We start from the raw sequence: 12081 nt of genomic DNA on the forward strand, positions 1-12081 counted from the left end.
AGTACGACAGCAAGCGGCAAAGCTCTGCAGGCAGGCGGCGTTGCGCAGAAGACGATTGATGCAGGCAGGTGCCGCCCTGCTCGGCCTCGGCTCGATTGCCTGGTGGCAGCGCAATGAAACAACCCGATGGGCCCTGACCCGGTGCCGCAACGAGGAGCTTCAACTCACAGCCTCACCGGACGTCGACGAAGATCTGTGTCTGCTCACACCTGAGCAGATCGAAGGCCCGTTCTTCATCCCATCTTCGGTGCGCAGACAACGGCTGCCCGAGGCATCGTCCGCTTCCAGACCGTTTTTCCCGATGAGCTGGTCCGGGACATCTACTCCACCCATGCGGACTATCTCGCTCATCGGCAGCGTGAAGATCGGGATCGCCTGACCTCCGCAGTCAGGAAGGGCTACCCGAAACCCGGTATTTCTCCAGTCCACTCAGACCTGAATCTCAGCTCGAAGGGCTCATTCGTACGCCTGCACCAGCTTCGCGCTGTCTGCGCTGACCCAGATACGCATTACCGTCATCCTGGATATTCGCCGGTAAGCTCTTTCACAGCAATGCCGAGCCATCGCGCGATACGCACGATCCCCGGAAAAGCCGTCCTGCCTCCCCTCCCGAAACGCTGCAATGCACCCGCTGAGAATCCGCCAATCTGATCTGCGAGATCTTCCCAGGTCAGCGCTTCTTCGAGCCGTTTCGCATCGAGAAGCCTGTATGTTTTCCTCACATCGAAGCGCAGTACGGCGTTCTTCGGTTCGACCAGCTGGTGCTTCCGTTCAGGCTTGATGCCCGGCACGAAGCTTTCCGGCGCTCGCTCCAGCCACAGCAGCATCTGCAGAACGCCATCTCCCTCGACGATTTTTCTGCCGCGAAGACCTGCGATTGTCGATGGCGATACCTTTGCAAAGCGGTGCTCGATCTCCTTCGCGACACCCTTCCAGGTCAGTCCCAGTAATACCCGCTTCTGATCGAGTTCGGCATAGAGAAGCTCGATATCGAAGTCTTTCATCAGCTCCCTGCAATGACGAAAATTTCCGATGAGGTTTGAGTGCTGCTTCGACCCTCGCAGAAACTTCTCCATCGGTCTAGCTTTCGCCGACTCATCGACTCCCGCTCCTGCGACCGGCACGGATTCGAGTCAGCACTGCGCCGGTAAAAAGGCACAGAACCTGCGTACATTCCCCACCCGATTCGAGTCGTTTGCATCAGCTCTTGCGAAGCTCAGGACTGCAGACGTGGCCACATCTGCGCACATCCAGGGGCCGCTGCTGGTACCAGCGCTCGCAGGCGCGAGTGAAACTGGATTGATTGCTGTAGCCGATCAGATGACTGATCTCGGAGATCGGCAGCACCGAGTGCTGCAGGTAGCGGGTGGCGAGCTCACGCCGGACATTGTCGACCAGATCGCTGAAGCTCCGGCCCTCCATCTTCAGCTTCCGCTGCAGGGATCGCGGAGTCATCTCCAATTGTTGTGCGATCACTTCGATCCCCGCTGCGTGTTCCGATAAACCCACCACGATCCGGGCGCGAACGTGAGCGGTTATCGGTCCCTGCTTCAGACCGGCGAGCTGGGCGTCCATTATGTTGATGGCGTATTCGAAGAGCTCAGCATTGTATCCGAACAGTCGTCGATCAAAGCCTTCTGCGCCGAAGCGCATGACGGTGGGCAGCTGGGTGTTGAACAGCAAAGGACAGTCGAAGAAGTTCTGCCACGGCGTCCTGTCTGTGGGTGCAACCCTGGCCAGGCGGACACGCATCGGAACGAGTTTCTGAGTGGATATGTCCCTCAGGATCTTCAGGTAGGTGGCACCTGCGGCGTCAACGACTTCATCCGCAGTATCGAACCGTGTCAGCACAAACAGATCCACATGCTGCTTTTCGCGTCTGATCCACCAGATGGCCCCGTCGGTAAACAGACTCCCGTAGCGCGCGAGTGTCTTCAGTGCGGTCCCGAGGTCGGGGGCGGCATAGAGCGCCATCGTCAACGTGCCGAACGTTGTCGGTCCCACGAACTCCGCCACCGCCACACCGATGGCCGGGTTGCCGGTGAGTTCCCTGGCCCGCCGCCAGAGCCGCGTCATGACCTCGACCGGGATACGCAGACTGGCTGAGTGCAGCGCCTCCAGCGTGAGTTCCTCGGTGGCCAGGAACGCCTGAAGATCAGCCCCCGGGCATCCAGGGTGCGCAACAAGGTTAACAGCCAGCTGCTGGTGGTCGAGTAGGGCATCGTCCTCAGGATGTCGCAAAAAGATAAATATCCGCTTCCACCGGTTAAGAAACAACTCCGTGGAAACGCTAAATTGTCGGGCTGCTGACCGCCGGGGGTAGTCGGGGCGACAATCGGTAATTATGGGGAGATACGCGATGAGAAACTTTTCATTCACCATCTTTGCAGCGCTGCTGTGCGCGGTTCCGGGCGTTCCGGCCATCGCCGCACCGGTGCTCGAAGAAATCGTGGTCACCGCCACCAAACGCCCGGAAAGCCTGCAGGATGTCTCCGTGGCGGTCTCGGTGATGGCCGGGGAGCAGCTCGATCAGCAGGCGATCACCACGCTCGAGGAACTCACCTACTACGTTCCCAGCGTGCAGATATCCGAAGCAGCGGTGAGCACCAACATCTTCATCCGCGGTGTAGGGTCCGGCGTAAACTACGGATTCGAACAGTCCGTCGGCACCTTCATCGACGGCGTCTACTACGGTCGCTCACGCTCAGCACGAAACCCCTTTCTGGATGTGGAACGCGTCGAGGTACTGAAAGGTCCACAGGGAGTCCTGTTCGGTAAGAACACCATCGCTGGTGCGTTAAACATCACCACGCGCGCTCCGACGACCGAATGGGAGAACTCGGTGGCTGCGTATTGGGAACCGGAATTCGATACCCGTGAAATCACGGGAGTGCTCTCCGGTCCGCTTTCGGATGACTTCGGCCTCCGTGTGGTCGGCAGGTTCGCTGCCTCAGATGGCTACATGAAAAATTCGCTGACTGGCGACGATGAGCCGGAACGTGACGAGTGGGTAGTCCGCGGCACGCTGCGTTGGGACCCGACTGATGACCTCACCGTTACCCTGAAGGCCGAAGCCAGTGAATTTGAAGTGAATGGCCGTGCCAATCAGCTCACCATTGCAACGCCGACATTGGTCGCCTTGAGCCAGGCTAATGATCCCCGGGCGGAAACCGATTTCGACTATAAGAAATCGGGACCCGGTTCTCTGCCATTCTTCACCGAGGAGTTCGACGATACCGAGACGCAGAACGTCACACTTACATTCGACTACTCGCTGGGGGAGCACACCCTGACGAGCATAACCAGCTACATCGCTTACGAGTTCGACAAGAATGACGATGTCGACTTCACCAACCTCTCGCTGCTGGCCATTCCCGGAAAGCAGGATTACGACACCTGGTCCCAGGAAGTACGACTGGCCTCGCCACTCAGCGACAGGTTCGAGTACATTGTCGGTGCCTATTACTCCCGCGAGAATCTGGAATCCAACAAGCGAGTGGACGTCAACCTGGCTGCTGTACCGGCACTGGATGCAAATCTGCCTGGCGCGATACCCCGCACTGGTTCCCGTAATCAGTTATTCGAGCAGGAAACCCGAAGCTGGGCTCTGTTCGCGCAGGGGACCTGGCATCTGAGCGATCGACTGCGGCTCATGGGCGGATTGCGCTACACGGAGGACGAAAAGGACGCCGACAAGGAGCTGTATTTTTCTACTCTCGGCTCCTCCGTGGTCGATCCCGTCACCAACGCCACCTATCCACTGCTTGCGCTGGGTAATCCTCACACTTTCCCCAACCTTTCCCGGGACGAAGACGAGCTGAGTCCTTCCGTGACCGTGGAGTGGGATGCAACCGCCGACGCCATGCTTTACGCCACCTTCAGCCAGGGCTTCAAGGCAGGCGGGTTCGATGAGGACAATGTCAATGGTCTGGTGGACTCCGAAGAGTTCGAATCCGAGGACGTCGACAGCTATTCCATCGGTCTGAAACTGTCGCTGGCCGATGGTGCTGCTTTTTTAACAGCCGAAGCATTCCGTGCCGAATTTGACAACCTGCAGGTATCCACATTCGACGGTGCTGCCGCATTTCTCGTTGGCAACGCCGCGAAGGCGGTCACCCAGGGACTCGAACTCGATCTGCGCTGGCAGGTCACCGATCGGCTGACCGTCGGCGGAGCCATCGGCTTCCTCGACGCGGAGTACGACAGCTATGAGGAAGGACCCTGCATTTTCGGGGCCGGGGCCGTGTGTGACCTCACCGGAGAAAGCCTGCAGTTTGCGCCCGAATACAGCGGCAACGTATTTGCGGCGTACTACGTACCAGTTGCGCAGGACTGGGAAATGGGTATTCAGGCGAACGTGAATTTCAGCGATGAGTATGAAGTTCCCGGCGATCTGGATCCGCTCATGGCTCAGGACAGCTTCTACAAACTCAATGCCCGACTCTCACTGGATTCCCTCGACGGCCGCTATCAGCTTGCTCTGATCGGGAAAAACCTCAACGACAAGAAAACCACGGCGTGGGGCAACGATGTACCGCTGGGGAATCTGCTCGGCAATAACTACTTCCAGTTCATCGATCCACCACGCACCCTGGCGCTGCAGGCACAGGTGAATTTCTGAGCCAGCTCAGGACGGTTGAGGTAGATTCAATCTACCTCCTGCCCTGACGAATCCCGGGTCCTCCGGGCTATCAAATACCGGTGTTTTGTGCCGGTGCGGATGCCCGGTTGGAGGCGCAATCATCGGCGATCGTCGCGAAGCACTGGATTTACTGCTTGCCCGGGGTGCGGACATCACTATCCACACACAGGGCGGACAGACGCCGATTCAATGAATTGCAAAAATGAAAAAACCGAAGAGGCTCAACATCTTGTGATGCGGGGAACAAATCCGAACAGCTTTGTTTATCACGGCGCACACTTTTGATTGCGGCGGCCGCAATCAAAAGGACGGAAACTGCCAGGTTTCTCGTCGGAAATAGTGCCGATATCTGGCGACAGGACACAGCACTATAGAACGCACTTGATCTTGCACATGACTCCGGGACTTCCGAAGCCGTCGATTATCTGGTCTCTCTTTGTCTTTTGAGAACTGAGTTCCGGACTCCCAGCCGACCAGAAAACACTCAGTCTTCTATCGCCGGCGAAGAAGTTCTGAAGACAAGTCTGATCTCATACAGATGTGGGAAATTTCACTGCCTCTTCAACAATGTTGAATGGCCAAGCAGGTCCGAACGGATGGCGCAACCAGAATCCTCGCTAACGGAGATTCATTCGTTGAAGCTGCCCCTCTATCGGAAGTACGGTGAACCGGCAATTGATTCGAATTGCACGCAACACCGCTTCAGTGTCGAGAACTTCTCAATTCCATTGCGGAAAGAGGCTGCGAATCTGCTACACCTGAAGAACCGATATCCTGAACTGGCTGAGTTCTTTTCGGACTGGTCGCCCGCCGTTACTTACACAGATAACATGTTTGTTATCCTGGATCTGCCTTCGGTATTCGAGAAAGCTCTGCAATCGAGGTGATCGCGATGCTGCCACTCTGAATACGTCATCGCCCAATATCCCGTCTATGGCGGTGTTCAGAGGATCAACCCCGGCACGTCTGAGCGCTTCGAAACTGGATTGATTTCCCCGGCTGGAAGCCCGAGTGAAACGGGACCGTCACCCTTTCGAAGCATCTCGAACTGCAAACGCATCAACGGAATGAAATACCACGCTTGCCAGCAGGAAGAGCTGGGTAACTGTGGTGGAAACTCTCGGGGGATTCAAATTCAAGCACAGACCCCAGGTTGCTTCAATTCGGCTGCAACAGCTATTCCCAGGGAAATTTAGAGATCATAGGGAGTCCGGCCGTTGTATTTTGACCGCTCTTCGCGATTGAAAAAGCAACAATCAAGCTTTGGCGTGGACACTGAAATTGACTTACAGTATTGCCTGTAGTGAAACAATAAAGTTGCGACCGGGCATGTTGGTGCCGGAACCGTGCACGCGATAGTCCCTGTTGGTGACATTTTCCAAAGCACCGAATACGCGTAGGGTCTCGCTGATTCGATAGCCGCCTCGCAAATGCATCACACCATATCCTGGTGTTCCACCTGGAGGAATTCTGCTGGTGTCTTCCTGGTCACGTGTGGACAGGTCACTTTGACCATCCGCCGCAACGAACTGACATTCCAGCCAATAGCGGCTTTCGGCGGGTGTCCATCGCAGTCCAATGGAGCCGTTCAGTGGCATCATGCGGTCAATGGCCTCGTCGACACGTATGGGCTCCGAGGTGGGAAACGTACCGACGGTACCATCTAGCCATGCCATCTGGCCGAACAGCTCAAACGTCGGGGTGACAAAGACAGTCCACGAGATCTCGACACCATCAACACGCCCATCTCCCGCATTGGTTTTGGTGATTTCATATTCTCCGTCGAGCTGATTTCCTGTAGGGACACGCTGGATGAGATCATCCATGCCGGTAGTGAACACTGAAATCTCGAGTCGCGATTGCTCACCGCGCAACCGCATCCCAACCTCCGCAGTCAGGAAATGCTCCGGTTCCAGCCCCGGCGCGGGGGTCTCTACCTCATTGGAGCGCGCACTATCAAACCGGGTGAGGTCGGACAGGTTGGGAGCGCGGAATCCCTGAGACAAATTGGCGAACACGGCAAGCCTGTCCGGTTGCACTGCCCAGTTAACACCCAGACTTCCGACGGTGGAGGACCAAGAGTCGTTGATGCCAAGGACCTCACCGGTCTGGGGATCCAGCACACTGTCCGTATCGGTGCCGATCCATGTGCGGCGAATGCCCGCCAGCAGCTCCACGGATGTACTCAACGATACGCGGTTCTGCAGATACAGATCTATGGTTCGGTAGCTGGCGTCATCAGCGACCGGACCCTGGACCGGATTGCGGCTGGAATAGGAATCCACGGAATCGTGATAGTAATCGATTCCGTAAGTGAGGCTGCCAATGGGTGAATCGCTGCGAAACTGGGCGAGAAGGCCCGAAGTTGCCAGGTCGAAGCCCTGTTTGTCCCAGCGCCCGGAACCACGGATTCTATCCTCCACCTCCTTCGTCTGCGCATAAGAAGCGGTAAACTCGGCAACCTTTACCATACCCACAAGATCCGAATGGGTAAGCTTCAGGTAAGAGAGACTTCGCTGCTGGTCTAGTTCACGGCGCAAGTCGCTACCAACTGTAGTGCCGTGCCAAGATACTCCTGCAATTGTACTGTGAGTTCGCGGCACGTTATTCTGCCGCAACTCACTGGTGAATCCATCGACGCGCCAGCCCCCTGGCGCAAGCCAGGCCGCCTTGATATCCACACCTTGTTCATCGTAACCAACCCCACGCTGAGTACCCACCTGGGAACCGCCTTCCAGGTCACCGTAGCTCTTACCCGTAATGCCAGCCGCCAGCCCAAACCGATCACTCAACGTGGTGCCGAATTGCGCCCGCCCGCTCACCGATTCCTCAGCCGAAGCCACTCGCATGAGCATTTCACTTCGTGCCAGAAATGGATCCAAGGTCACTGCATTGACGGTGGCGCCAATTGCGTCACTGCCGTACAGGGTTGAAGTCGGGCCTTTGACCATTTCGACCCGATCCAGCCCCAGAGCGTCCACAGTCGACCAGTACTGGTTAGGTCCATCTCGGAAAGCTGAATTGTTTATCCGGATACCATCGATCAACATCAGGTTACGGAAGCCGGTCATTCCTCGAACATAAGGCGAGCCTTGACCAAATGCGGTTTCCTGAACCATCACCCCCGGAAAGTCCCGCAGAAGCTGGGGTAGAGTGCGGTACTGGGCTTCAACTGCTGCCTGGTGCTGGATCACATGAGTTGTGTACGGAAGCCGCAATTGCTCGGACGGTTGGCGCGTGGCCACAACCACAACAGTCTCTACCAATGCCCGTTGATCGTCGATGAAGCTGTCCCCGTCGGCGTGCGCCCAACACGACAGCAACAGGACATTCGCGATGCAGCCAGCAGTTCCAGCAACTTTCCGGAGATATGTTGTCGTCAACTGCATTACGACGAAGCTCCAACACATTCAGGTAAAGTAAGCGAACGAATACCCCCGGCTAAAAGGGTGGCATGCGGCCACCCTCTTCAGCCAAGTGAAGTCAAGCAGCAGCGTTCGAGCGTGGCCGCAACCGCCCGCTCAGCAAAGCCAGTAGACCTATGCCAAGCAGCGCCAGGGAGCCGGGTTCCGGCACGCTCGTGGCTGGAACGATGACCTGATTCCCGAAGCCTTTGACGTCCTTACCCAGAGAAACATCCAGGAAGAAGGCCAGATCCGTGACGATATCGCTACCCATGCCTATGACATTGAAGTCGAGGGTTGCCAGGATCACGGATGCACCATTCTGCAGGCCTGCAATGCTCAAGTCGTCCAGCAGCGAGACACCAAAAATGCTCAGGCATCCACTGGCCGGGCTCAGGCAGAACAGTCCATCAGGATCCGGATCATAGAGCGCATCGAACAGGGACGAATCGCCCAACACCTCGTGCTGAGTGATGCCGGCGACAGAGAGAATCCCTGGATCGTATTCGATGTCGATATCGAAGCCCGAAACAATTTCCCCACCGAGTTCGGAGACCACTACGTCGACGGACAGAGTGCCACCCCCGTCCACTGTGTAGGGCCCCGCCAGGGAAAAGGAAATGATCGCGGCATTCGCAGTCATGCTGAGCGCGAACAGCAACCCTCCAACTATCAGTCTAATCTTCATCTTACTTCTCCTCAATTCAGGGGCTCCACCGATAGTGGAGCCCGTGTTACTGCTTAAGGTGCGCAGCGCGCGTTCGTGCACTGCAGAGCACATCCCCGGGCATCGTTGACGGTAATGATGCCGTTGCCATCCAGATCGCGTGGATCACCGGGCAGGGCGGATTGACCACGGGCTGCTGAAATCAATGCAATATCGTTGCGGTCGATCTGCCCATTGTTGTCTGCATCACAGGCCATAGGTTCGCCCTCTTCGACAGTGATCGCCAGCAGATTCGACAGTACAGGACTCTCTCCCGCTGAGTTGGGACGCAAAGTGCTTCTGATCTGAATGAACTGGCCAGCGAGGGCCAATCCGGTCATACCGTTGGTCGCCGGCGCATAAGTCGCACCACCCAGACCCGCCAACGAGTCGGCCACCCGAGCTTCTACTACGATGGATGCTCCGGTGGGAATGCTGCCTTCAGGCTCGGTATTCCAGCTGACCGAATCCCACACCGCACCAGCGGCACCGTCGATGATCACCGTGAAGACGCCGAATGGATCAGTAGTGTTGCGGAACGCGAAGCCGGTGGCGTCGCTGTAGGTATATGGCTCGTTGCCCACGGGTACCGTTGTCAGCAGGTTGCCGGTAGCACCGTCGAATTTGTAAACCGCGTTGCGGTCACGGCTGATGGCCCAGGTATTGTTGTTGGAGTCGGTTACGATTCCACGCACGTCACCGTAGCTGCCGCTGGTGGTGGTCCAGACCACGGCGCCGGTATCTCTGTCAAACTTGGTCAGCGAGGAGCCTTGGCCGACGGTGATCTGGCCGTTGCCGTCGATACCGACCCCCAGACTATACAGAGACACGCTCGCCGGGGTGGAGAAGGTACCCGTGGCCGGGTTGCCGTCCGGTTCTCCGACGCCAACGTTTGGATCGAACTGCAGGTAAGAAAGATTGCTACTGCTGCCACCGTAGATCTTACCGTTGCCGGCAGTGATCCCATAGAAGAACGAACCAGCGTTCAAAGCCCCCAGAAAGGTGTTCGTGTTCGTGTCCAGAACACCCATCACATTGCTCAGACCTGCGCTGTAGAGAATGCCGTCGCCATCCACCACGCAACCATAGGGATTGAGCCCGGGTGTCGCGATCGGGCCAGTCAAAACCGAACCGTTGTCGGGATTGAGTTCGTAATAGGCATGGCCATTATACGTTCCCGCCCAGAGGTTACCGTCGCCGGCGATGCACAGAGAACGTCCAAGCTGGCCAGTAGTATTCGGGATCTGCTCCACCCAGGCTACTCGTTCGTCGGCAAGTTCTGCGTCCTCCAGAATGCCGTTGGCATTGCCGTCCACCAGAGGGATCATTTCATCCGGAGTGATCTGACAGTCACCGTTCGCATCTGCGGAGGTGTCGATGACGCCGTTGCCATTGCGATCGATGCCACCCTCGGAGAGTATCTTCAATACGGAAACCGGCCGATTGTCAAAATGACGGTTGGCGACAAAGACATTGCCTTCGCCATCGACTGCCGTTCGCGAAGGCGCCGGACCATTCCACGCACCGTGAATACCAGAGCTGAACCAGGTTTCGTATCGCGCCACCTCACAGTCTGCGTCGGTGTCGATACGGGACACCGTATCCTCACCGGCATTGGCCACCCACAACACAGGGAAGGTAGACCCTGTCGTGTTGAGTTGCAGCTGGTCATTGTTTGGCGCGTCGTGATTGACGCCGTTGAGCGTGCCCGTATCGAACTCTGCGTCCAAGGTCACATTGAACTCCAACGCAAACACTGCTGTAGGTAGCAGGCTCAGGAGTCCAACCGCGATCCAATTGCGAATTGCACCGTGATCACATGATTCTCTGTCTTGCTTGGCGCTCAAAATTAACTTAGCCATGTATCCTCCGCTTCTTACAGTTTTACTAGGCCGATAGACCGATCACCGCGCCGCGATCCTAGGTTCAATGAACCTGGGGACGAAATCGTGGAGAAAACTGCAGGCCTTCACCCGATGAGTAAACTTCAAACTCTTCACTACTGTTCAAATCCCGGACCTTGGCCCGAAACACCCTATCCTGATACCGCACAAATGCCAGATAACGCCCATCCTCAGACCAGGACATGTCCATCTCCTCATGCTTCGAGTGCGACGCCCGCACCTGGTCGGAGCCGTCAGGATTCATCAGGTAAAGCTGATTTTCCGTTCCCCGGTCACGCGAGCTCACAAACGCCAGCTTGAGGCCATCAGGTGACCAGACTGGCTCCGTATCGATGGAGGGATCGTCGGTGAGCTGTGCGACAAGCCCCGAAGTTACATCTGCAACATAGACGTCCACGGATGGCTTACGGAAGGCGGAGAAGGCAATTCTGGTGCTGTCTGGTGACCACGCCAGGCGCAACACCTCCATACCAGCTTCATCTGCCACTCCGAAACCGGTCCCGCTACCGTCCGCCGGCATAATGAGCAGGCGTTTATGCTGGTGTCCGACACGCTCGGGAATCGCGACGAATTTGCCGTCCGGTGACCAATATATCCCGTTCGCCTCGCCTGTGACCGGCCCGAGCACCCTGGTCTTACCGCTCGCAAGGTTTACAACGAGTGGGGTCATGCGGCCTTCTCGAACCCCGAGGTAAGCGAGTTCTCTGCCATCCGGTGACCATGCGGGTTGCAGCTCATTGCCGCTGTCGCGGGTAATCTGGCGTCTATTCGAACCATCCGGGGCGATGGTGTAGATATCGTAGTTGTTGCTCTCAGCAGAAGCGTAGGCAATGAGCTTGCCATCAGGCGACCAGGAAGGGCTTGCCTCGTCCCGATGATTGCTGGTCAGCTGCGTGGCAGCCTTTGAACCCAGTTCGGCTACAAACAGCTCCAAGTCGCCGTCGTCCTGTGCCAAAAATAACAGTTCCTGCGGCCGCTCCTGCGGTGCCGCAGAACAACCACCGATAAGCAGCGCAACTAGAACTGACACCGAACGCATGGCCTCCCCCCTTGGAATGCCCCTAGCTCACGGAAACACCACTGATTTCGCGTGAGTCACGTTAAAAATTGCAAGTATCGCGCCAGAATAAGGGGCTCTTTGGAATCAATAGGTTAAGAGGAGGCCGGAGTGCCAGTCTGATCAAGTTGTAAAATTCTTCGACGCAAACAGGCCGAATGGCCATTTAAGCTGTATGAAAGTCTGACAGGCAGAGTTCGCGTTCGCCCAGGTACCGTCGACCGCTGGTGGGATATGCTAGCCTGCAGCGTTCGTCGAGTAGCCTGCCAGGCATATTGCGTGCATAGAATTGTCATTAGAGTAGTCCTAGCAGCTCTGGCAGTGGGAACTTTCGCGTTTATCCTGAACCGGCAGACCGGTAGTACCGT

The 12081-nt window shown here is 56.8% G+C and carries 8 protein-coding genes; 2 read left to right on the plus strand and 6 right to left on the minus strand.

The features are described from left to right. Positions 1 to 58 precede the first annotated feature (58 nt). On the plus strand, positions 59 to 379 hold the full coding sequence (locus tag R3E82_07100) for a hypothetical protein (GenBank protein ID MEZ5550636.1): 321 nt from the start codon (positions 59 to 61) through the stop codon (positions 377 to 379). Between the two features lie 136 nt (positions 380 to 515). Here the strand turns inward: R3E82_07100 and R3E82_07105 are convergent, their stop codons facing one another. Continuing rightward, positions 516 to 1004 (minus strand): hypothetical protein, encoded by a 489-nt coding sequence (locus tag R3E82_07105; GenBank protein MEZ5550637.1) that lies wholly within the window; start codon positions 1002 to 1004, stop codon positions 516 to 518. Positions 1005 to 1200: 196 nt separating this feature from the next. Next, positions 1201 to 2142 carry an AraC family transcriptional regulator ligand-binding domain-containing protein gene (locus R3E82_07110; GenBank protein ID MEZ5550638.1) on the minus strand — a complete coding sequence of 314 codons (942 nt, stop codon included), beginning with the start codon at positions 2140 to 2142 and terminating at the stop codon, positions 1201 to 1203. A gap of 217 nt (positions 2143 to 2359) precedes the next feature. On the opposite strand from R3E82_07110, the gene R3E82_07115 reads away from it, so the two are divergent. Further along, the gene (locus tag R3E82_07115; protein MEZ5550639.1) at positions 2360 to 4621 is read left to right on the plus strand and encodes a TonB-dependent receptor; all 2262 of its coding nucleotides are present in this window, start codon (positions 2360 to 2362) and stop codon (positions 4619 to 4621) included. Between the two features lie 1307 nt (positions 4622 to 5928). Here the strand turns inward: R3E82_07115 and R3E82_07120 are convergent. The 4 genes from R3E82_07120 to R3E82_07135 all read right to left on the minus strand — a co-directional run bounded on the left by R3E82_07120 (position 5929) and on the right by R3E82_07135 (position 11695). After that, a complete protein-coding gene (locus R3E82_07120) occupies positions 5929 to 8031 on the minus strand; it encodes a TonB-dependent receptor (protein ID MEZ5550640.1) in 2103 nt (700 codons plus the stop codon). Positions 8032 to 8125: 94 nt separating this feature from the next. After that, positions 8126 to 8734, minus strand: a complete 609-nt coding sequence (locus tag R3E82_07125; protein MEZ5550641.1) for a PEP-CTERM sorting domain-containing protein — start codon at positions 8732 to 8734, stop codon at positions 8126 to 8128. 53 nt (positions 8735 to 8787) lie between these two features. After that, positions 8788 to 10488, minus strand: a complete 1701-nt coding sequence (locus tag R3E82_07130) for a hypothetical protein (GenBank protein MEZ5550642.1) — start codon at positions 10486 to 10488, stop codon at positions 8788 to 8790. A 190-nt stretch (positions 10489 to 10678) separates the two neighbouring features. Then, the gene (locus R3E82_07135) at positions 10679 to 11695 is read right to left on the minus strand and encodes a hypothetical protein (GenBank protein ID MEZ5550643.1); all 1017 of its coding nucleotides are present in this window, start codon (positions 11693 to 11695) and stop codon (positions 10679 to 10681) included. Positions 11696 to 12081 lie beyond the last annotated feature (386 nt).

The sequence above is a fragment of the Pseudomonadales bacterium genome, assembly GCA_041395945.1.
Taxonomy (GTDB): Bacteria; Pseudomonadota; Gammaproteobacteria; order Pseudomonadales; family Azotimanducaceae; genus SZUA-309.